Source organism: Parafrigoribacterium soli (assembly GCF_040227235.1).
In the GTDB taxonomy this organism is placed as follows: domain Bacteria; phylum Actinomycetota; class Actinomycetes; order Actinomycetales; family Microbacteriaceae; genus Parafrigoribacterium_A; species Parafrigoribacterium_A soli.
Genome location: NZ_JBELNZ010000002.1, coordinates 265,766 through 287,720 on the forward strand (window position 1 = coordinate 265,766; position 21,955 = coordinate 287,720).

General features: G+C 66.7%; 20 protein-coding genes. 6 read left to right on the top strand and 14 right to left on the bottom strand.

Annotated elements, in window-relative coordinates; translation table 11 throughout:
- Positions 1-6: 6 nt before the first annotated feature.
- From ABUA37_RS05455 to ABUA37_RS05490, 8 genes are all read right to left on the bottom strand, one after another.
- Positions 7-531: a GtrA family protein gene (locus tag ABUA37_RS05455; protein WP_349898117.1), complete on the bottom strand. Its 525-nt coding sequence runs from the start codon at positions 529-531 to the stop codon at positions 7-9.
- A complete protein-coding gene (locus ABUA37_RS05460) occupies positions 515-1,309 on the bottom strand; it encodes a polyprenol monophosphomannose synthase (RefSeq protein WP_349898118.1) in 795 nt (264 codons plus the stop codon). The genes ABUA37_RS05455 and ABUA37_RS05460 overlap by 17 nt, the downstream gene beginning before the upstream one ends.
- Positions 1,306-2,844: a glycosyltransferase family 39 protein gene (locus ABUA37_RS05465; RefSeq protein ID WP_349898119.1), complete on the bottom strand. Its 1,539-nt coding sequence runs from the start codon at positions 2,842-2,844 to the stop codon at positions 1,306-1,308. The genes ABUA37_RS05460 and ABUA37_RS05465 overlap by 4 nt, the downstream gene beginning before the upstream one ends.
- A gap of 148 nt (positions 2,845-2,992) precedes the next feature.
- A complete protein-coding gene (locus ABUA37_RS05470; RefSeq protein ID WP_349898120.1) occupies positions 2,993-4,360 on the bottom strand; it encodes a sensor histidine kinase in 1,368 nt (455 codons plus the stop codon).
- A complete protein-coding gene (locus ABUA37_RS05475; protein WP_349898121.1) occupies positions 4,357-5,040 on the bottom strand; it encodes a response regulator transcription factor in 684 nt (227 codons plus the stop codon). Before ABUA37_RS05475 ends, ABUA37_RS05470 begins: the two co-directional genes overlap by 4 nt.
- 10 nt (positions 5,041-5,050) lie before the next feature.
- Complete coding sequence (locus ABUA37_RS05480; RefSeq protein ID WP_349898122.1) at positions 5,051-5,944, bottom strand: HAD family hydrolase; 894 nt, start codon at positions 5,942-5,944, stop codon at positions 5,051-5,053.
- Complete coding sequence (locus tag ABUA37_RS05485; RefSeq protein WP_349898123.1) at positions 5,941-6,909, bottom strand: acetylxylan esterase; 969 nt, start codon at positions 6,907-6,909, stop codon at positions 5,941-5,943. Before ABUA37_RS05485 ends, ABUA37_RS05480 begins: the two co-directional genes overlap by 4 nt.
- A 61-nt stretch (positions 6,910-6,970) precedes the next feature.
- Entirely contained in the window at positions 6,971-8,197 is a 1,227-nt protein-coding gene (locus tag ABUA37_RS05490; protein ID WP_349898634.1) for a MarP family serine protease, read from the bottom strand.
- Positions 8,198-8,285: 88 nt separating this feature from the next.
- On the opposite strand from ABUA37_RS05490, the gene ABUA37_RS05495 reads away from it, so the two are divergent.
- From ABUA37_RS05495 to ABUA37_RS05505, 3 genes are all read left to right on the top strand, one after another.
- Positions 8,286-9,059 (top strand): hypothetical protein, encoded by a 774-nt coding sequence (locus ABUA37_RS05495; RefSeq protein WP_349898124.1) that lies wholly within the window; start codon positions 8,286-8,288, stop codon positions 9,057-9,059.
- A gap of 19 nt (positions 9,060-9,078) precedes the next feature.
- Positions 9,079-9,762 (top strand): SOS response-associated peptidase, encoded by a 684-nt coding sequence (locus ABUA37_RS05500; RefSeq protein ID WP_349898125.1) that lies wholly within the window; start codon positions 9,079-9,081, stop codon positions 9,760-9,762.
- A gap of 495 nt (positions 9,763-10,257) precedes the next feature.
- Positions 10,258-10,512 carry a hypothetical protein gene (locus tag ABUA37_RS05505; protein ID WP_349898126.1) on the top strand — a complete coding sequence of 85 codons (255 nt, stop codon included), beginning with the start codon at positions 10,258-10,260 and terminating at the stop codon, positions 10,510-10,512.
- 18 nt (positions 10,513-10,530) lie between these two features.
- Here ABUA37_RS05505 and ABUA37_RS05510 read toward each other — a convergent pair whose 3' ends face one another.
- The 6 genes from ABUA37_RS05510 to ABUA37_RS05535 all read right to left on the bottom strand — a co-directional run bounded on the left by ABUA37_RS05510 (position 10,531) and on the right by ABUA37_RS05535 (position 17,299).
- Entirely contained in the window at positions 10,531-11,022 is a 492-nt protein-coding gene (locus tag ABUA37_RS05510; protein WP_349898127.1) for a glutathione peroxidase, read from the bottom strand.
- A 47-nt stretch (positions 11,023-11,069) separates the two neighbouring features.
- A complete protein-coding gene (locus ABUA37_RS05515; protein ID WP_349898128.1) occupies positions 11,070-12,809 on the bottom strand; it encodes a DEAD/DEAH box helicase in 1,740 nt (579 codons plus the stop codon).
- A 41-nt stretch (positions 12,810-12,850) separates the two neighbouring features.
- A complete protein-coding gene (locus tag ABUA37_RS05520; protein WP_349898129.1) occupies positions 12,851-14,524 on the bottom strand; it encodes an ABC1 kinase family protein in 1,674 nt (557 codons plus the stop codon).
- Positions 14,525-14,558: 34 nt separating this feature from the next.
- A complete protein-coding gene (locus tag ABUA37_RS05525) occupies positions 14,559-15,134 on the bottom strand; it encodes a PadR family transcriptional regulator (RefSeq protein WP_349898130.1) in 576 nt (191 codons plus the stop codon).
- Between the two features lie 276 nt (positions 15,135-15,410).
- Entirely contained in the window at positions 15,411-15,755 is a 345-nt protein-coding gene (locus ABUA37_RS05530) for a hypothetical protein (protein ID WP_349898131.1), read from the bottom strand.
- 113 nt (positions 15,756-15,868) lie between these two features.
- Complete coding sequence (locus tag ABUA37_RS05535) at positions 15,869-17,299, bottom strand: MFS transporter (RefSeq protein WP_349898132.1); 1,431 nt, start codon at positions 17,297-17,299, stop codon at positions 15,869-15,871.
- Between the two features lie 17 nt (positions 17,300-17,316).
- Here ABUA37_RS05535 and ABUA37_RS05540 point away from each other — a divergent pair, with 17 nt between their 5' ends.
- The 3 genes from ABUA37_RS05540 (at position 17,317) to ABUA37_RS05550 (ending at position 21,916) form a co-directional block, all read left to right on the top strand.
- Entirely contained in the window at positions 17,317-18,201 is an 885-nt protein-coding gene (locus ABUA37_RS05540) for a helix-turn-helix transcriptional regulator (RefSeq protein ID WP_349898133.1), read from the top strand.
- 109 nt (positions 18,202-18,310) lie between these two features.
- A complete protein-coding gene (locus ABUA37_RS05545) occupies positions 18,311-19,363 on the top strand; it encodes a zinc-dependent alcohol dehydrogenase family protein (RefSeq protein WP_349898135.1) in 1,053 nt (350 codons plus the stop codon).
- Positions 19,364-19,417: 54 nt separating this feature from the next.
- The gene (locus tag ABUA37_RS05550) at positions 19,418-21,916 is read left to right on the top strand and encodes a phosphoketolase family protein (protein ID WP_349898136.1); all 2,499 of its coding nucleotides are present in this window, start codon (positions 19,418-19,420) and stop codon (positions 21,914-21,916) included.
- The last annotated feature ends 39 nt before the right edge of the window (positions 21,917-21,955 follow it).

Here is a 21,955-nt window from a genome sequence, read left to right on the forward strand (position 1 = left end):
AGTATGTCAATTGCCGCTGACAGTGTCCTTATCGAGCACGAGAGACCCGGTCGTCAGGGGCTGGGTCGCAACCGGGCGAGCCATTCCCTTCGTGCGAGAGGCCCCGAATACCCACCAGCGATAGAGCGCGAAACGGAAGGCCGTGCCGAGCGCGAGACCGACCACATTGGTCGCGACATTGTCGGCGAGCAGGGAGGTGTAGCCGAGCAGATAGTGGGAGATCCACAGGCAGCCCACGGCGATCGCCATGCCCGCACCGCTGACCACCGCGAACTCGATTCCCTCTCGCACCACGTCACTGCGCCTGCGATCCCGATAGGTCCAGAGCCGGTTGCCCACCCAGTTGCAGGTGATCGCGAGCGAGGTGGAGATGACCTTCGCCAGTATGGGGCCCCCGTGCATGACGGTGGGGGAGAGCACGGTCGTCCTCAGCGCGTTGAACACCACGATGTCGACCACGAGGCCGACGCCGCCGACCAGCCCGAAGCTGATCAGTTCCCGAAGGAACGCGGATCTAGACTCTCGAGACATGCGCGACCTCCCCGGCGGGAAGCTCTGAGGTAACGGGCCGAGCCGGCTGTCCCGCCGTCCGCAGCAGTCTGGCCGGGAGCGCTGCGAGCCCCCACTGTGTCACCCGCAGGATGGCTTCGCGCACGATGCCGGAATCCATCTTCGACACACCGAAGCGGCGCTCGACGAAGGTGATGGGTACCTCCACGATGCGCTGCCTCATTCGATAAGCGTGCCACAGCATGTCGATCTGGAAGCAATAACCCTGGCTGGCGACGTCGCCGAGGCCCAGCGCCCGAAGCGTCGAGGCGCGAAAGGCACGGTACCCACCGGTGATGTCGTGGAAGGGGAGTCCAAGCGCGATCCGCGCATACAGGCTCCCGGCACGCGAGAGCACCATCCGGCGCAGTGGCCAGTTCTCCACCCGGCCGCCGTCCACCCAGCGCGAGCCGATGGCCAGATCCGCGTGATCGAGGGCCTCGAGCAGCCGATGCAGTTCCTCCGGCCTGTGTGAGCCGTCCCCGTCCATCTCCACGAGCACCTCGAAGTCACGCTCGAGCCCCCAGCTGAAGCCCGCCTGATAGGCGGCACCGAGTCCCTGCTTGCCCGGCCTGTGCAGCACGTGCACGCGCGGTTCTCGCCAGGCGAGGTCTTCCGCGAGTGCCCCCGTGCCATCCGGGGAGTTGTCGTCCACGATGAGCAGATCGATGTCGGTTGCGCTCAGCAGCACCCGCTCCGTCATGGATTCCAGGTTCTCCCGCTCGTTATAGGTCGGGATGATGACGAGGGTGCGGTTCATGATGTCTCCCTGCTGAGTTCGTAGACGACGGTGCGGTGCACGCGGTACTGGTCACGCACCTGAAAGCCGAGATCCTGGAGTTCGGCAACGTCCGTCGGAGTGGACGCTCCCGGCTTCAGCTCCATCGCCCACACGGTGTTGGTGCTCGCGAGGCCGTCGGCCACGCGCTCGACGGGCGCCACCGTGTCCCAGAGCGAGGTCGTCTGCGCGTAGGGCGTCATGAGTCCGACGTCGTCGAGCCCGACGTAGTCCTTCGGATAGAGGCGCATGGCCAGGCGCGGCCGTTGCGATGGTTTCGTTCCGGCGTCGAAGACGATGGCGTCCCCCGGGCGGGCGTGCTGTGCAATGAGGGCGGATGCCTGTCGCCAGTCACTCCCACCGTTCTTGGCGTACGGCCCGCGCTGGGCGAGATAGCCGGGAGCGGCGAGCACGAGAAGAAGTACGACCGCAGCGGTCCTCATCCAGTTGCGTGCGAGCACGGCGATGCCAGCGGCGATCAGGATGGCGACGGCCGGCGTGCAGAACGACAGGTAGCGGGTCGTGTACATCGGAGCGACGAAGATGTTGCCCAGTTCGAGCAGGAGGGTGGGCAGCACGAGCCAGGCGACCATGAGCACCATGCCGGTCGGCAGCACGCGCGGCCGACTCCTCCACCAGGAGCGGACCGCGACGGTGATCGCGACGAGGATGATCGCCCAGCACAGTGCCGCGAGCCAGCCGTTGCCGAACCACTGGGTGACGAAGATGTGGTTCGCGCTGAACTTCGGCCGCTTGCCCAGGAAGGAGATCTGGCCGTGCTCACCGAGCGCGAAGGCGATGAGGGGCAGTGCCAGAAGCACTCCGAGTGCCGCGAAGCCGAGCCAGCGTCGCAGCACGTCTCGTGAGCGCCTGACCGAGACCAGCATCGCCGCGTGCACGAGCACGAGCAGCACGAGGTAGAGGAAGGAGTAGACCGCGAGGGCAAGCCCGGCCGAGTAGAGAAGCCATGGCAGGATGCGCGTCGTGCGGCGGCGCAGCAGCAGCACGAACCACACGGTGAGCCAGACCGCGATGGCGGTGCCGAGGGCGTAGGAGCGTGCCTCGGCGCCCATGTACGTGACGCGCGGCAGCACCGCGAAGACGAGCCCGGCGATGATCGCGATTCTGCGGTCGAAGAACTTCGCGGCGAGCACGACGGTTCCCGCGGCGGCGAGGCCAACGCCGACCGCGCTCGGTAGTCGAACCGAGAATTCGGATGCGCCGAACAGGGTGATCCAGCCGTGCAGGAACAGGTAGTAGAACCCGTGCACCGCATCGACGCGCCCGAGCATCGGGAACAGCGTGTCGAGCGGACGCTCGGCCGACATGATGCTCGCGGCCTCGTCGCCCCAGAACGACGGGATCCAGGACCCGGCGACGGAGACGACGGCGGCCAGCAGGCCGAACACGATCGCGATGCCCCGGATGCGCGGCTGAGTCTGCCTGCCGACCACGGCATCCGTGTTGCTGCCGGCAACCTCGGCCGTGGGCCGGACGGGAGTGCTCGTTGCGGTCATCGCAGCAGCCTCCCGACGGTCAGAACGTGGGCGACACCGATCGCTCGCCCTGTTCTTCCATACTCGTCACCGCTGCCTGAGATAGCTCCCGGATTGGGCAGCCGGGCGATGAGAGTTCACACAGAAAGCACTGGGTGGTACGAAAAGTTCACTGCGGGGTTACTGCCGGCACCGTGACGGTGACCCGGAGGCCGCCCGCCGCCTGGTTCTCCAGCACCACCGTGCCACCAGCGGCCGTCACGATGCTGTGCACTATCGCGAGACCGAGGCCTCCACCCGCCTCGGCATTGCGCGCCTCATCGGGTCGGGAGAAGCGGTCGAATGCCGCCGGGATGAAGTCGGGAGGCATTCCGGGGCCGTCGTCGCTCACGGTGAGAACGAGCGCCGTGCCGCTCTGGCTGAGGCCGACCCGCACCGAACCCAGCTCACCGAGCGCGGTGATCGCGTTCGCGGTGAGGTTGCGCACCAACCGCCCGAAGTTCTCCGTGGCGAGCGGATAGTCGAGCGGTTCCACGTCGCCGGTGATCTCGAAGTCCACCGTGATGTTCGTGGATGCGGCAAGCAGCCGTGCGCGATCCACCGAGCTCGCAAGTTCCGCCGCCAGTGTCTCGAACGGGCTCGCCACATCCGGAGAGCCCGCCTGCACCTGGGAGAGTTCGAGCAGGCCGTTCGCCAGGCGCGCGAGCCGCTCCACGGAGTGCTCCGCCGCCGAGATCTCCGCCTCGAGCGCCACGGCGTCGCCCGCGGCCAGGTGCGCGAGTTCGAGCTGGGTCTTCAGAATGGCGATGGGCGTGCGCAGTTCGTGGCTGGCGTCCGAGACCATCTGGCGCTCGCGCTCCGCTGCCAGGCGCAACTGCAGGATGAACTCGTTGAGTGTCGTGGCCAGGGCGGAGAGCTCGTCCCTGGCTGGTCCGGTTGCGAGAGGCTCTGTGGAGCCGCGGGCGCTCAGCACCTCCGCCTGCCTGCGCATCCTCGTGACCGGTCTGAGCGCGGCCGCGGTGAGCAGCCAGGAGGCCACCCCGAAGCCGACGAGCAGCAGCCCCGCCGCCACCAGCAGCGCGATGCTGAGCTGGTCGAGCAGGATGGTGAACGCCTCCTGGTTGCGGGCGGTCACGACGTGCCAGGTGCCGACTTTGGTCTTCACCGCGGCGTTCCGCACGAGGTAGCTGTCGTCTTTTCCCTCGATGGTGTGCACGGTCGTGTCGAAGTTCAGCAGTGAGTCGAGGCGGACGGCCAGCATGCGCGGCAGCGTGTCGACCTCGACGACGCCCGTGGGGCTCACGACGGCGACGAGCTGGCCTCGTCCCGGCTCATCCACGGCCGCGCCGCCATTCTTCAGGAGTGAGTTCTCGAACTGCTCCGCATCGTTCGCCAGGAGCGTCGATGCGGTGCGGTGCAGGATCGAGTCGACCTGCAGCCGAAAGACGGCTCCAGCTCCGCCGAAGAACACCGCGGCGATCAGGAGGCTACCGAGGGTGATCCGCCAGCGGATCGACAGGCGGGAGAGGAGTGTCACTCCGCGAGTCCCAACTGGTAGCCGCTGCCACGCACCGTGATGATCCGCACACCGGATGCCAGCGGGTCGAGCTTGCGTCGCAGGTAGCTCACATACTGCTCGACGATGTTGGGGTCGATGTTCTCGGCCGAACCCCAGACCTCCTCGAGGATCGCGACTCGGCTGACGGTCGCGTTCAGCCGCGTCGCCAGCAGGCGCAGCAGGGCGAACTCCTTGGGACTCATCGCCACTTGCCTCTCGCCGACGGTGACGCGCATGGATGCGGAGTCGAGAACGATGTTTCCGACCGTCAGGCTGAGCTTGCCGCCGTTCGCATCCCGCCGGAGCAGTGCACGAATCCTCGCGGCGAGTTCCGCGAAGGCGAAGGGCTTGGTGAGGTAGTCATCGGCACCGGAGTCGAGACCGAACACCCGGTCCTCGACAGCATTGCGCGCGGTGAGCAGCAGCAGCGGCATGGTGCTGCCGGAGTCGCGGATGCGCCTGCACACCTCGAATCCCGACATGTGCGGCAGCATGACATCGACGGCGGCGAGCGCGAAGTCCTCCCTGCTCGCGGCGATGAGCGCGTCGACACCGTTCGCCGCGGAGACCACGTCGTAGCCCTCGGCCCGCAGGCCGCGCTCGATCAGACGACCCATCTCGGGGTCGTCCTCGACGATCAGGATTCGTGTGCCGGTCATGCCACGGCCTTCAGCCGCGCAGCCCCAGGGTGCCGACCCAGTGCTCGAGGAAGGCCGCCCCGGCCTCGTCGTTGATCGCATCCCCCTCGGTGATGATCCGGTATGGCCGTTCCAGGATGCCCTCCGAGGGCCGCACGTCGACGTGGGCGACCTCGAAGCCGTTCGCATGCAGGTGGTCGGCCATGAGGTAGTCGCTGCGCGAGTCGCCGACGGTGCGCCAGGTGCGGGGGAGCGGTCCGTTCTGCGAGAAGTAGTCGAGGGCGCGTCCGGCACCGATGTCCTTGTTGAGGGTCACCGATTCGATATCGGTGGAGATGATCGTGGGATCGACCCGGAATGGCACGCGGCCCTCGGCATCCGGAGTCTCTCGATCGCCGAGACGCGCACCGAGCCCGTGCCGCACGAGAGCGTCGAACGCGGCCTCGTTCATGCGCTGCTGCGCCTCCTGATAGCGCTCGCTCGAGACGTCCCTGCGCTGTTCGAGCGTGATCATGGCGTGCTTCGTCTCGTCGAAGAACATGGTGTCGGCGAAGTCTCGCTGCGTCAGTTCCCGGATGTCGTCGGCGAACGCGGCGGGCAGGGCGATCTCGCGGTCGATGGTCAGCTCGGCCATGCCGTCGGCCACGATCGGCGCCCAGACCGCACCCTTCTCGCACACCGCGAACATCCGGGCATCGGGCGAGAGTCCGTCGGACCGCAGCGGCTCAACGATCTGCTCCCGCACGAAGGTATCGGAGCGACCGGTGATGAAGGCGATCGGCACACCCGCGCCGGCCAGCAGAACCAGGTTCTCCCGGATGCTGGGGATCGCGATTCTGCGTTCCTCCGGGCTCGAGATCGGTCCGTCCAGGTCGAGCATCAGGCCGAGGGGAGGGATGGTCTCGCTCATGGACTTGTCACTCATAGACTGTGCACCTTTCGCAACCACGCCAGCTTCTCCCTGTCCTGGTCGAGTTGTCCACCCTCGTGGTTGTTGAACGGGTAGACCCTGATCTCCTTCGGGCCCGCGTAGTTGTTGTACGCGGCGTAGACGGTCGATGCCGGACAGGTGGTGTCCATCAGCGCCACCGAGAACAGCGCGGGCGCGCTCGATCGACGCACGAGCCCCGCGACGTCGAAGTGCGAGAGCGTCGCCATCACCTGTTCGATGCGGTCGCGATGGATCGAGAGGTAGCGCGTGATCTCCGCGTACGGGTTGTTGTCGGTGATCACGATCGCCCGCTCGAAGTGCGAGAGGAACGGCACGTCGGCCATGACGCCCACGAGCCCCGGCACGAGTGAGGAGACGGCGAGCGCGAGGCCGCCGCCCTGGCTCGTGCCGCTGACGACGATGCGCTCCGCATCGACAGACGGATGCGTTGCCGCGGCCTCGACGGCGCGAACGGCGTCGGTCATGAGCCTGCGGTAGTAGTACGTCTCTGGCGAGAGAATGCCGCGCGTCATGAAACCGGGCTGTTCCGGGTTCGAGCCGGGCTCGGCATCCGGGGTGGCGCCGACCTTCCACACCGAGCCCTGACCGCGGGTGTCCATGAGGAAGTGGGCGTAACCTGCGAGCGGCCAGAGCACCGGCTCGTGGGCGAGCCCGCGGCCGCCGCCGTAGCCGAGGTATTCGACGATGGTGGGCAGAGCGCTCGTGGCACCCGCGGGCACCCGCAACCATCCGCGCACCGGGTGTCCGCCGTACCCGGCGAAAGTGACGTCGTAGGTGTCCACGAGGGTGAGCCCCGTATCGACGAGCTCGAACCGCGCGTTCAGGTCGTGCGCGCGGGTCTCGGCGAGCGTGCCGTCCCAGAAGTCGGACAGACCGGGCGGTTCGGCAATCTCTGGTCGGTACTGCTGCAGTTGATCGAGTGGCCAGTCATTCAGCACGCGGCGAATCTCCTTCTGCGCTGTCGAGAGCTTTCCGTGGGGTGTGCAGCAAGTCTGACAGCTAACGCTTGATGCAGTGTCCGGATCCGACCGGCGTCGACAAGGCGGCGGCGCGGCTCGCCACGGGGGAGAGTTCCTTCATCGTGAGCGCGTAGCCGACGGATGCCGAGGTCGTCGACTTCGCGAACACGACCCCCGTGATCTGCCCGGCCTCGTTCAGCAGCGGGCCACCCGAGTTGCCCTCCTGCACGGTGGCGGACAGGTAATACAGTTCCACCGGTTGCGGATTGTCCCCGTAGATGTCGCGCATCTCCACGGTGGGGACGCTCTGAACGGTTGCCGCACCGGTCTGGAACGGGCCGCCGAGGGGGTAGCCGTCAAAAGCGGCCGCGGCGCCCGGCGCGAGGTTGCTGCCGAGCGGGATCGAAGCCGTCGGCAGTCCCTTGACCGAGATCACGGCGAGGTCGTGAGCCGGGTCGAAGTAGACCACGCGGCCCGCGAAGGCTCCGCCACCGCGCGGCTCGACGACGGGAGCGGTCACGCCGGCGACGACGTGCGCGTTGGTGACGACGCGGCCGGGAGAGACGACGAAGCCGGAGCCGGACTGGTTCTGACCACACTGGAACGCGTTCCCCGTGATCTTGACGACGGAGTTCGCTGCGGCGGCAAGAGCCTTGCTGTCCGGCACGACCTTCGGCGCGGGCGGAGCGCTGTGCGGCGCGAGCGCGTCGACGATCACCGGCAGCCCATCCTCTACCGCGAGCGAGCGCAGTTGGGCGAGCCAGGCCTCGGCCGGATCGGGTGTCAGGGCATTGACCGTCGAGATGACCCGGGAGGAACCGATCGCCTGGGAGAGGAAGGGCACGCCGAGCGCGTTGATACTGAACGCGAGCATCGACATGAGCAGGGCGGCAACGACGAGGTCGAGCGCGGAACCGAGAAGCCGGTCAACGATCTTCAACGGCGTGCGGTAGAGACCGCGACGGATCACGCGACCCACCGCGAGACCGAGCACCTGGCCGAGCGCGAGCAGCACGAGCATCGAGATCAGCACGGCGGGAATCCGCCAGACGTTGTCGTTCACCCAGCCGGCGACGAGCGGGATGGCGATGAAGGCGGCGATGGCACCCACCGCGATGCCGAGGATGCCGGCGAGGCTCACCACCAGGCCGACCCGGTAGCCATAGACCGCGTATCCGACGAGGGCAAGCAGTAAGAGCAGGTCGAGGATCAGCGACGCAGTAATGGGATCACCTCTGTTCGACTCGGCCGGTACCGCTCGATGAATCGTAGCCCAGCCGTGCTCGACGACCCTTCAACGAGGCTCTGCAAATGCCCCTATCCTCGATAGACAGAGTTCAAGGAGAACAGCACCCGTGACAGACATGAGCCTCCGCCTGCCGAACCGCACGTTCGGTGCCGTGCTGAAACTCGGCGACAAGCCGGCCTCGAGACTTCTCCTTCCCGCACGATTCGCCCGCCCGGAGCTCGACCTGGACTGGGATGACGAGGAACGCGAGACGGCCCTCTACATCGCCGCACCCGGCGGCGAACTCCACCTGACGACCGGGGGAGACGGTGTGCAGCACCACTTCCACGGGGAGGATGGCGAGCACCGGGACAAGAGCCCATGGCCCGGCCGCGACACGGCGGCGCTCGTCGAGTGGGCTTCGGCGCTCATCACCGGGGCACACTCGGTGATGCCCGATCTCCTCGAGGACATCGAGGAGGCCGTGGCTTGGCTCGAAGCCGGTTACACCCTGTACGCCTGTTCCACCGAGCCCGCCCAGCTCGATCTCCTCGAGGTGGAGATCGAGGGCGAGATCCTCACCCTGCCGTGGCTCGGCGCCGGCGAGGTGAACCAGGAGCACGTCGAGGGCGACAATCATCCGGTCGCCCTGTTCTGGAGCGATTCCGCCGAGGAGCCCAAGCCGATCGCGAAAGCCTGGTTGAACCCCGCGGGCGAGCCGGTGACCATGGCGATCCCGGGCATCGACTGGCAGGCGGTGGGCCTGCCGGCAGACGAGGTGCTGTCCTGGCTCGAGGGCACCTACCTCAACGAGCACGTGATTCCGGATGCCGCTACCGCGCTCGTGCAGGCGGCGCTCGAACGCATGGGCGGCCTCGATGCGCCTCCCGCTCGACCCTGATCGCAACTAGCGTGGTCTCATGTGCGGACGCTTTGTTTCCAGCCTCGGCAACGAGGAGCTCGGTGAGATCTTCGACACCACGGTGATCGGCGATCCGATTCCCGTGCCGTCGTGGCACGTGCATCCGACCGACCGGGTGCAGTTCGTGCGGCAGTCGTCGAACGATGGGCTGCGGCACCTCGACAGTGCCGTGTGGAACCTCGCGCGCCCGAGGCAGGGATCGCTCGCCGGCCGACCGCAGATCAACATCCGCGCGGAATCGGCCGGGCAGAAGTTCGGCTACGCGCTCAAGGCGCACCGGGGCCTCATGCCCGCGAGCGGCTACTTCGAGTGGCAGTTGCGCGCGGGCAAGAAGGTGCCGTACTTCATCCACTCGGAGGATGGCGCGCTTGCGTTCGCGAGCCTGTTCTGGTGGTGGCGTGACCTCGCGGTGCCCGAGGAGCATCCCGGCGCCTGGGTGCTCACGGCCGCACACATCACCACGGATGCCGCACCGCACCTGCGATCGATCCACGACCGCAACCCCGTGGTGCTGCCCAGGGAGTTCTGGGAGGACTGGCTCGACCCGCAGCAGGCCGGTGACCAGTCGCTCATGGACGCTGCGGTCGCTGCGTCCGTTCCGGTGGCCGAGTCCCTCGATTTTCGTGAGGTGCGCCCGTTCGGCTCGAAGGACGATGGTCCCCAGCTGACGGATGCCGCTTAGCCTCGAACTCGCGCTCCAGTTCCTGCACCTCCCGCAGCACCGTCGCCCGCAGCACCGTCATGTCGTAGTTGCCGATCACGAGTCGCAGCGCCGCCGTTCCCGAGAGGAAGGTGCCGAGCACCGCGGACTGTTCGAGCGACTGCGCGTCGCCGTGCGCGCGAAAACGCGGGCCGAGCGTGGTGATCCAGCCGAGCTGGCGACCGCCTCGGTCCCGCACCTGGAACGTGCCGGGGCTCACCTCCTGCAGCCGGTGGTCGAGCCGCGTCCAGGAGCGGGGGGCGAAGGCAGCACGATCGGACTTCGGTTGCGGCATCTCGGCTCCCCTCATCTCGCACCGGTTTTGCTCGAACATAGGTTCGAATGCCGTTCGAGTCAAGATGGGGAGAGCGATTCCGCGCCGTCGTCATCTCGGGGCTTGGCGTGTCATCCGCGACGGGCTTAGGCTCTACTAATTCGAACATAGGTTCGATCGTTGGGAGAGTCACGATGAATGTCATGAGAACCGCAGACGCCGTGTCGGTGTGGTGGCAAAACGGCGTTCCTGAACGGCTGGTCTGGCAGGGTCGGCGCTATCGGGTGAGCGACACGCCCACGGTACTGGGGGAGGACTTCTTCGGACTCACCCATCTCCCATCCAGAGCATCCTCGTCGGGCTGGCGGCTGCAGGGGACCACCGACGATGGCGTCACTCACATGTTCGAGTTGCGCTTTGAGGATCGCCACTGGCGGGTTGCGCGAGCGTACGACTAGCTCGCGCGACGGGCACGATCAGGCGGATGCGGGGGAGAGCGAGGATTCGATCAGACCAACGATGGCCGGGTCATCGGGTTCCGTGGTGGGGCGGAAGCGGTGCACCGCTCCATCCGCTGTAACGACGAACTTCTCAAAGTTCCACTTGACCTTGCCCGCCTTGCCATGGGCATCCGCCGTCTTGGTCAGCTCTGCGTAGAGCGGATGCTGGGACTTGCCATTCACTTTGATCGTCTCGAACATGGGGAATGTGACTCCCCACGTGGCCGAACAGTACGCCTTGATCTTCTCGGAGTCGCTCAGCTCCTGAAGAAACTGGTTGCTCGGGAAGCCGAGCACGGTGAAGCCGCGGTCGGCGTACTGCTTATGCAGCGCCTCGAGCTTTTCGTACTGCGGGGCGAGGCCGCAGCGCGATGCGACGTTCACGATGAGCTTGACCTGCCCGTCGTACGCGGCGAGAGATGTTGACTCACCGTCGATGGTGGTCAGGGGAATGTCCTTGAGGTCCATAAGCCTGACAACCCGCGCGCGCAGCGAGCTATTCCGCACCGCTCGCGTCAATAGCGTGGCTTGCGCGCAGGGCGATCGCCCCGATCACCGCGCTCGCCCCGGTCATCGCGCCGGGGCCCGCCGCGACGATCCGGCTTGATCTCGATGAGCTTTCCGCTGATGCGGGTGTCCCGAAGCCTGCCGAGCACATCACGCGGAAGGTCGGCCGGCAGCTCGACGATGGAGAAGTCCGGGCGGATCTGGATGTGGCCGAAGTCATCGCGGCTCAGGCCGCCCTCGTTGGCGAGCGCTCCTACGATCTGTCGCGGTTCCACCCGCTGCCGCTTGCCGACCTCGATGCGATACGGCGCCATCGGCTTGGTCGACCGGGCACGCCGCTCCTCGCGATGCTCCCTCTCGGGCCGTGCATCCGCCTCGCCGCGACCGTAGCGCTCGTCGCGCCTGGCCCGCGGATCCTCGGGCTCGAGCAGCAGGGGAGTGTCGCCCTGGGCGACGACGGCGAGAGCGGCAGCGACATCCGCCTCGGGCACATCGTGATGCGCGACGTAATGACCGACGATGTCGCGGAAGGCCGCGATGCGCTCCTGCTGGCCGAGGGCCTCGGTGATGGCATCGTCGAATCGCGCGAGTCGCGTCACGTTCACGTCGTCGACCGAGGGGAGCTGCATCTGTGTCAGCGGCTGCCGGGTGGCTCTTTCGATCGCGTCGAGCAGGCGGCGTTCGCGCGGGGTGACGAAGCTGATCGCGGCTCCGCTGCGTCCGGCGCGGCCCGTGCGTCCGATGCGGTGCACATACGATTCGGTATCGATCGGGATGTCGTAGTTGATGACGTGGCTGATGCGGTCGACGTCGAGGCCGCGGGCCGCGACATCCGTTGCCACCAGAATGTCGAGCTTGCCGGTCTTCAACTGGTTCACGGTGCGCTCGCGCTGGGCTTGAGCCACGTCGCCGCTGATCGCCGCAGCAGAGTAGCCGCGGGCGCGCAGCTTCTCGGCGAGCGTCTCGGTCTCGTTCTTGGTGCGAACGAAGACGATCATTCCCTCGAAGTTCTCGACCTCGAGGATGCGGGTGAGGGCATCCACCTTCTGCGGGTAGGAGACCATGAGGTAGCGCTGGGTCGTGTTCGCCGAGGTCGTGGTCTTGTTCTTGACCGTGATCTCTTCCGCGTCTCTCAGGTATTTCTTCGAGATTCGGCGGATCTGGGCGGGCATGGTCGCCGAGAACAGGGCGACCTGCTTGTCGTCGGGGGTGTCGGCAAGGATCGTTTCGACGTCCTCGGCAAAGCCCATCTTGAGCATTTCGTCCGCCTCGTCGAGCACGAGGTACTTGAGCTCGGACAGATCGAGCGTGCCCTTGGCGAGGTGGTCCATGATGCGCCCGGGAGTGCCGACGACGACGTGCACCCCGCGGCGCAGCGCCGAGAGCTGCACGCCATAGGCCTGTCCGCCGTAGACGGGCAGCACGTGCACGCCGCGCAGGTGGGCCGCGTACTGCTCGAACGCCTCGCAGACCTGCAGGGCGAGTTCGCGAGTGGGGGAGAGCACGAGCGCCTGCGGGCTCTTCTGCGTCACGTCGAGGCGGGACAGGATGGGCAGCGCAAACGCGGCGGTCTTGCCCGTACCGGTCTGGGCGAGCCCCACCACGTCGCGGCCGGCGAGCAGGTGCGGAATCGTCGCGGCCTGAATGGCGGAGGGCGTCTCGTAGCCGACGTCGGCGACCGCCTTCAGCACCGCATCACTCAGCCCGAGTTCGGAGAAGGTCGTTGCGGTCGCTTCAGAAGTCGTCATGCCGTCAACGCTACTCGGCCGCGCGGCCCCGCCCCGCCGATTCAGGAGCGGTCGCGACCGGAGACGCCCGCGAGCAGGGAGTAGACGAGCGGAACCACGGATGCCCACATGAGCACACCACCCAGGATCGGATCGCTCTCCCTGAGGAGGATGCCGCCGATCAGGAGCGCCGTGAAGACAATCGATGCGCCCGCTCGTTTGACCAGCACTTCGAGCGCCTTGAGGCGGCGATCGACGCCCGGGGTCTCCACCGAGAGCTGGCCGCGCTGGATCAGCGACGCGAGTTCGTCGAGCTGCCGGGGCAGTCGCGCGATCACTCCCGCCGTGTCGACCGCCTGCTGGGCCAGGTTGCGCACCGTGCGTGCGCCCTCCGTGCGCGTGAGCCGCCTCGCGTATGGCTCGATGGCCGTCCACACGTTGAACGCCGGATTGAGCGCCGTGCACACGCCCGAGGTCACCGACACAGCGCGGATGATGAGCAGGAAGTTCTCGGGAAGCTGGAAGGGCATCGTGCGCATGACCCTGCCGAACTTGTCGGCGAAGTCCCTGAACTCGTCCGGGTCAACCTTCTGCAGTTCGGCGAATCCCATGCCTCCGAAGCGGTCGAACAGTTCGTTCATGGCGTGCTCGAGCGGCGCGCTTTCGGCAGAGGGCAGCAGCACTCCCATGTCACGGATGCTCGCGATCAGGGCCTTGGAGTCTCTGGAGGCTACGGCCACAATGAGTCGCTGCAGCCCATTCCTCAGCACATCGGGAACCTCGCCCATCATCCCGAAGTCGACGAAGGTGAGCGCCCAGTCGCTCGCATCCGCGTCGCGGCCGGGCGTGACGAAGATGTTGCCCGGATGCGGGTCCGCGTGAAAGAAGCTGTGCACGAAGAGCTGGTCGAACATCGCGCTCGCAAGCTCGTCCGCGACCGCCGACGGGTCGATGCCGGCCGCTCGCAGCGCATCCCGATCGTTGATCTTGATGGCGGTCACGTCCGACAGTGTCAGCACTCGACGCGTCGTGCGCTCCCACACGATCGCGGGGGTGCGCACCCGCGGATGCCCGGCGAACCGCTCGGCATTGGCGCCCTCGCCCAGGTAGTCGATCTCCTGGATGCTGGTGGCGGCGAACTCGTCGAGCAGCGCGGGCAGGTCCACGCGGCGCGAGATGAACCGCACCCGGTCGAGCCAGCCGGCGATCCTGCGGAGCGCCGCGATGTCGATTCGCACGATCGCGTCGATGCCGGGGCGCTGTACCTTAACCACGACGTTCTCGAAGCCCACGTCCGCCGCATCCGCTGGCACGAGTCTCGCCCGGTGCACCTGTCCGAGCGAGGCCGCGGCGACCGGTGTCGGATCCACATACGAGAACGCGCGTGCCAGCGGCATGCCGAGTTCGGCTTCGGCGAGCTCGCGCACGAGCTCGAAGTCGACCGGCGGCACCTCGTCCTGCAAACCCTCGAGCTCGCTCGTGATCTCGGGTGGCAGCACGTCCAGCCGCGACGACATGAACTGGCCGACCTTGATCATGAGGCCGCCGAGTTCGATCGCGAGGGAATGGAAGTTTCGAGCGATCCCGCGGGCTCGCTCAATCCTTCCGCGCCGTCCGATGCGCGCGAGTCCGATCCGGGGCAGGAACAGTTCGAACCACCACTCGCGCACGATGTAGCGCGCGGCGAAGCGCAGGATGCGGCGATAGCGGGCGCGCGGATGTGCCTGGCCGGTCATCGCGCGTCCCGGCCCGCCCCGAGGCGGCATCCGGTCAGTCCTTGGCGAGGATCGAGTACAGCGTTCGTCTGGCTTCGTCGATCGCGGCAACCGCCTCGCGAATTTGCTCGGGGGTGCCGCTGTGGGCCACCTGGGAGGCGGCGTGGGCGAGCTTCGCGCCGGCCTTCGGCAGCAGGGCCGCGTCGTGCACCGACGGCGTCTCCCACGGTGCGGGTCCCGCAGCCGCTGCCTCCGTCCTTCCACTCTCCGTGAGCGAGTAACGCTTCTTCCCCTCGGCCTCCTGCGCGGTGACGAGACCCTCGTCTGCAAGCAACTGAAGGGTGGGGTAGACGGAGCCCGGCGTGGGCTTCCACGCACCATCGCTACGGGTCTCGATCTCGCGAATGAGCTGGTAGCCGTGCATCGGCTCCTCCGCAAGGAGCGTCAGGATGACGGCACGCACGTCACCCTGGCCGAACTTCGGCGCGACGTGCCTGTCGAAACCGTCCTCGAACGCGGCGCGCACCCTACCGGCCGCCTCCCACAGCTCGAAGCCGGCCCGCTCGAAGCCCGACCGCTCGAAACCGCGGCGATACGAGCCGCCCCGTCCGTCACTCGTTGAATTGCTCATGCTCGTCCTCCGCTTTTCGGGAATGGGTCATCGAAGACCTCGACACCTCCACACGGTACATCCCTCGGATGAGCGTGCGTTGTGTCCCGTGTCAACATCGTCGACACGATCTAGGGGAGAATGGCGGCATGGAAACAGTCGTCATCGCCAGCATGATCGTCACCGGAGTGATCGTCGTGGTCCTCACCATCATGGCGTTCTCCGCCATGCTCCGCGCGCACTAGGCCTTCCCGCCAGCGGTACAACTGCGCCGCACGCTCGGCGTGCGCACCCGCCTCATGAATCGATGAGCTTCAGCAGGTTCTTCGTCGAGGTCGAGATGTCGTCGTGGTCGTTCTGGGCGGCGCGCGATTCGAGCGAGATCACCGCACAGCGATGCACCCTGGAGAAGTCGCCGAAGGGAAAGCTGTAGCGACCCTTGGTCTCTTCGCTCTCATCCGTATCGATTCCCAGGTGCCAGAGCCCGTACTCGTGCCAGCCCTCGCGCTCGATGAACTCGTTCTGCTGGTCGGTGGAGGGGGCATCCTCGCTCCAGTCGCCACGTTCGTCGTGCACGACCTTGCCCTTCTTGACCAGGTCGCGAGCGTGGGTGAGTGCTTCATCATTCAGTTTCACTGCCATCGTGTCTCCTTAGATATCTCTCCTCCAGTCAACGCTCGCGGGCGGCAGGGTGGAAGGCCTGGCACCCGGCAACGACGCCGCGTACCATACGGCCCGGTCTGCTGAACGCAGCCTCACGCCTCGTCGCTGGGCAGGACGCGCGCCGCGATGGACAGAGTGAGGGTCACCACCACCAGGATGCCGCCCACAACGAGCGTGCCCGTGACCACGCCTGGGCCTGCCGCCAGCGCAGCGAACCCGGAGCCGAGCGCGGCCACACCGAGAGCGAGCGCCCCCTGCTGAGTGGTGACGAGCACCCCTCCTCCCACGCCCGCGGATGATACCGGCACCTGCGAGAGCACCAGCCGGAATAGTGCGCCCACCCCGAGTGCCTGTCCGATTCCCACGATGATGAGCGCGATGACAACGAGCGCGACGGGTGCCCACGAGCGTGCGAGAGCTCCACCGAGAACGCTCCACCACGCGACAACGACCGCCACCGCACCGGCGAACCCGACGCCCTCGAGCACGAGTCCGGCAATCAGCACTCGCTTGCCGAACCGCTCCACGAGCCGGGGCACTCGAAACGACGTGATGAAGTACGCCACGCAGACCGGCGTGATGGCAAGCCCGGCCGCAAGCGACGACAGTCCGAGGCCGTCCTGCGCCACGAGCGCGAACACGAACATGAACGCTCCAAAGACGGCGAAGAACACGACCAGCACGGGCAGGCCACGCCGCATCGACGGGGCGCCCAGCACGAGAGAGAGGGGGAGCAGCGGGGTTACGCCTCGGCTCGCGGCGGTAAGCGACCAGCGGACGAACACAGCGGCCAGGCCGACGAATGCCCCGAGGGACGCGAAGGTCCACCACGGCCATCCCGCTGCCGGCCCCTCCGTCAGCGGGATGAGCAAGAGGGCAAGCGAGCAGCCGAGCAGCACGGTGCCCACGGCATCGACGCCCACCCGCGCCTGTGATCGCGAGGCGGGAACACAGAACCGCACGAGCAGCAGCGCACACAGTCCGACCGGCACGTTCACCAGAAAGATCGATCGCCAGCCGAACGCCGACACGAGGATGCCGCCGAGGAGCTGCCCGACGGCGGCCGCGAGCCCGCCCGCAGCGGCATAACTCGCGATGGCGCGACCCCTCGCGGTGCCCGCCAAGGTGCTCTGGAAGGTCGCGAGCGTCTGCGGCGTCATGAGCGCCGATGCGGTTCCCTGCGCCACGCGAGCGGCGATCAGTATGGGCAGCGTGGGCGCGAGCCCGGCAAGCAGTGACGCGAGGACGAACGACGCGAGCCCGATCACGAACAGCCGTCGCCTGCCGTATTCGTCGCCCAGCCGACCGCCAAGCACGAGGAACACCGCATAGGCGATTCCGTAGCCGGCGACGATGAGCGCGAGCGAGCCCGCGGATGCGCCGAGCGAGCGCTCGATCGTCGGCAGCGCGACGTTCGTGATGAAGAAGTCGAGACCCGCCAGAAACGGCGCGGTGAGCATGACGAGTACGCCGAGGCGGGAGAGCGGTCGGAGGTGCGCTGGACTGTCTGTAATGGTGGTCATGAAGCTATAGTCAATGCATGACAACCGGGTACCAAGAGCGTGTTTATCCTAGTACTGCGGCCACCCCCCAGTCGGCGGGTGCGTCGTCCACCGATCGGCGCACCGAACTCGCCGAGTTCCTTCGCTCCCGGCGCGCGAGAATCATGCCGGACGATGTTGGTCTGCCCCCGGGCGGGCGCAGGCGCACGCCGGGGCTTCGCCGGGAGGAGGTCGCAGCCCTCGCCGGCATCGGCGTCACCTGGTACACCTGGCTCGAGCAGGGTCGCGACATCCGGATATCGGAACAGGTGCTGGAAGCGGTGGCGCGCACCCTGCGTCTCGACCGCCACGAACGGTCATACGTCTTCAGTCTCGTCGGCTCCACGCCACCCGCGATCGAGCGGGATCATGCGGTCGACGCGGCGATGCTCCGCGTGCTGGAGGCCGTGGACCCGTGGCCCGCATACGTGCAGAATGCCCGGTTCGACATCCTCGCCTACAACCGCGGCTACGCACGGCTCATTGGCGATCTCGACGAGGTGCCGCAGATGGAGCGCAACAGCCTGTGGCTGACCTTCACCGACCCGGAATGGCGCCGGGCGATCGTTGAATGGCACGGGCTCGCTCGTCGCTCGGTGGGGCGCCTGCGCGCACAGTGGCCCACGCACAGCGATGACCCGTCATGGCAGTCGCTCGTGAACCGACTTCTCGCCGCCTCGCCAGAGTTCGCCCGGCTGTGGAACTCGCACGACGTGTCCGAAGCGGTGCCAGAGTGGAAGCAGATCCGCAATCCGCAGGTCGGCCTCATGCGATTCGACCTGTCGACGACCTGGCTCGCGCCGAGGCTGGGAACACGACTGGTCTTCATGACTCCCTCCGACGAGCAGACCCGCGAACGTTTCGCGACCCTCGTTGGCGGCTGACGGGCGCATCGCGCGTGGGACCTTCGACTCTGTAAGCGACCTGCACCACGGGGTTTGACTGAGCGAAAGAGACGCACCTGTCTCATCGCTCGGTCCATGAGGAGCAGTCATGAAAGCGCTTGTCTACAACGGTCCAGGACTCAAGAGCTGGGAGGACGTTCCCCAGCCCGTCATCCAGCAGTCCACGGATGTCATCGTGAAGATGGTTGCCACGACCATCTGCGGCACCGATCTCCACATTCTCAAGGGCGACGTGCCCGAGGTTGAGGTCGGCCGCATCCTCGGGCACGAGGGAATCGGGATCGTCACGGAGGTGGGCTCGGGCGTCACGCGGTTGCACGTCGGCGATCGCGTCATCCTGGCCTGCGTGAGCTCGTGCGGACGCTGCCCCAACTGCCGGAAGGGGCTGTACAGCCACTGCCTCGATCCCGAGGGCACGCCCGGAATCGGTTGGATCTTCGGCTACATGATCGACGGAACCCAGGCCGAATACGTGCGAGTGCCGTTCGCCGAGAACTCGGTGTACCCCGTGCCGGAAGGCGTCAGCGATTCCGAAGGCATCCTGCTGTCTGACATCCTGCCCACCGGATTCGAGATCGGCGTGCAGTACGGCCACGTCACCCCGGGCGACGTTGTCGCGGTCATCGGAGCGGGACCGGTGGGTCTCGCCGCGGTCATGACGGCGGGACTGTATGGCCCGTCGAGGGTCATCGCCATCGACCTCGATGACGCCCGACTCGCGCGCGCACACGACTTCGGCGCCACGGACACGGTCAATTCCGGCGCAGGGGACTGGAAGGAACAGGTCATGGCGCTGACCGATGGTCACGGCGTCGACGTGGCGATCGAGGCCGTGGGCGTTCCGCAGACCTTCACGATGGCCACTCAGATCGTGCGCCCAGGCGGTCACGTGGCGAACATCGGAGTGCACGGAAAACCGGCCGAACTCGCGCTCAACGAACTCTGGATCAAGAACATCGACATCGCCATGGGCCTCGTCAACACGAACACGCTCGGGATGCTGCTGAAGCTGGTCGCCCAGCACAAGCTGCCTGCAGAGAAGTTCGTGACCCACGAGTTCTCGTTCGACCAGATCCTCGAGGCCTACGAGGTGTTCGGCAACGCCGCGGAGCACGATGCGCTGAAGGTCCTCATCCATTAGGCGAAGGGACCTTCGGCACTAGAGACCAGTGCGCGAACCTGCTGGAATGGCTTGGTGACGAGCGCGAATTCACCAAGCGACAACAAGCCCGAACTCGACCGGAATCAGACCGGCGCCTGGCCCTACGTTGAGAATCGAGAACTGCCCTCGGCCGCTCTCGACGAGTTGAACGCGTGGTGGCGGGCGGCGAACTACCTCTCGGTGGGGCAGATCTACCTGCTCGACAATCCGCTCCTTCGCGAACCCCTCAGCAGGGACCACATCAAACCTCGACTGCTCGGGCACTGGGGCACCACGCCGGGTCTCAACTTCATCTACGCGCACCTGAACCGCGTCATCCGGGAGCGTTCGCTCAGCACCATCTACATTGCGGGACCCGGTCATGGCGGGCCCGGCATGGTGGCCAACGCCTACCTCGATGGCACCTACAGCGAGGTGTACAACACGATCGACCACAGCGAGGACGGCCTGCGAAAGCTGTTTCGGCAGTTCTCGTTTCCCGGCGGCATTCCAAGCCACGTCGCACCCGAGACGCCGGGGTCCATCCATGAGGGCGGTGAACTCGGCTACTCGCTGTCCCACGCCTACGGTGCGGCATTCGACAACCCGGACCTGCTCGTCGCCGCGGTCGTCGGCGATGGTGAAGCCGAAACCGGTCCCCTCGCGACGAGCTGGCATTCGAACAAGTTCGTCGACCCGCTGCACGACGGAGTGGTTCTGCCGATCCTGCACCTCAACGGGTACAAGATCGCGAACCCCACGGTGCTCGCCCGCATCCCGGAGGAGGAGCTGCTGGAGCTCATGCGCGGCTATGGGCACACGCCCTATCTCGTCTCCGGCGGCTTCGACGGTGAGGATCCCATCGAGGTGCACAAACGCTTCGCGACGACCCTCGACGAGGTGCTCAACCACATCTCGAGGATCAAGGCCGATGCAGCGGCGGGCACGCTCGAGGATCGCCCGGCCTGGCCGATGATCATCCTGCGCACTCCGAAGGGGTGGACCTGTCCGGCCGAGATCGACGGTCATCCGGCCGAAAACAACTGGCGTTCCCACCAGGTTCCGCTGCTCGACGCCCGCGATACGGAAGAGCACACGCGACTGCTCGAAGACTGGATGCGGTCGTACCGCCCGGAAGAGCTGTTCGACGAGCAGGGCGCCGTGGTTCCTCTCGCGACGGCGCTGGCGCCAGACGGCGAGTTGCGCATGAGCGCGAATCCCGTCGCCAACGGCGGCCTCCTGCGCCAGGATCTGAGGCTGCCCGACTTCCGCGACTACGCGGTCGAGGTGCCGTCCCCGGGCGGCTCCGTGAACGAGGCAACCCGCGTGCTCGGCGAATGGTTGCGCGACGTGATTGCCGCCAACCCGCACAACTTCCGCATCTTCGGACCGGATGAAACGGCATCCAACCGGCTCAACGCGGTCTTCGACGTGACAGACAAGCAGTGGAACGCGGAGCTGTGGCCCATCGATGACGACAACCACCTCGCGCGGGCCGGCCGAGTCGTCGAGATGCTGAGCGAGCACCAGTGCCAGGGCTGGCTCGAGGGCTACCTCCTCACCGGGCGTCACGGGGTTCTGAACTCCTACGAGGCCTTCATCCACATCGTCGATTCCATGTTCAACCAGCACGCGAAGTGGTTGAAGACGACCCGAAAGATCCCCTGGCGTCGCCCCATCTCCTCGCTCAACTACCTGCTGAGCTCGCACGTCTGGCGTCAGGACAACAACGGCCTCTCGCACCAGGATCCGGGCTTCATCGACCACGTCGTGAACAAGAAGGCAGACGTGGTGCGCGTCTACCTGCCGTTCGACGCGAACACCCTGCTGTCCACCTATGACCACTGCTTGCGCTCGGTCGGCTACGTCAACGTCGTCGTCGCGGGTAAGCAGCCCGCGGCGAACTGGCTGACCATGGAGCAGGCGATCGAGCACTGCACGAGGGGGCTCGGCATCCTCGAATGGGCTGGCACCGAGCAGGAGGGCACAGAACCGGATGTCGTGCTCGCGGCCGCGGGGGACGTGCCGACACTCGAGGTGCTGGCAGCGGTCTCGATCCTGCGCGAGCGGGTGCCGTCGCTGAAGATCCGCGTCGTCAACGTCGTGGACCTCATGCGTCTGCAGAGCGAGGGGGAGCATCCGCACGGTCTCGGCGACGGTGAATACGACGCCATCTTCACCGCGGACAAGCCCGTGCTGTTCGCGTATCACGGCTACCCGTGGCTGATCCATCGGCTGACCTATCGCCGCCACGGACACGACAATCTTCACGTGCGGGGCTACATCGAAGAGGGCACGACCACGACGCCATTCGACATGGTCATGATGAACAACCTCGACCGGTACCACCTGGTCATGGATGTCATCGACCGCGTTCCGTCGCTGGGTGCGACGACGGCGACCCTGCGCCAGGAGATGCAGGACGCGAGACTTCGCGCTCGGGACTACACCCGTGAGCACGGGGAAGACACTCCCGAGGTCGCGGCGTGGACCTGGCCCGGCACCGAGCACGGAAACTTCCGCAACGACGACACCGGCAGCGACAACGTCTGACGACGGGACTTTCGGCCCTGACCCGGAGGCGCGCGAGGG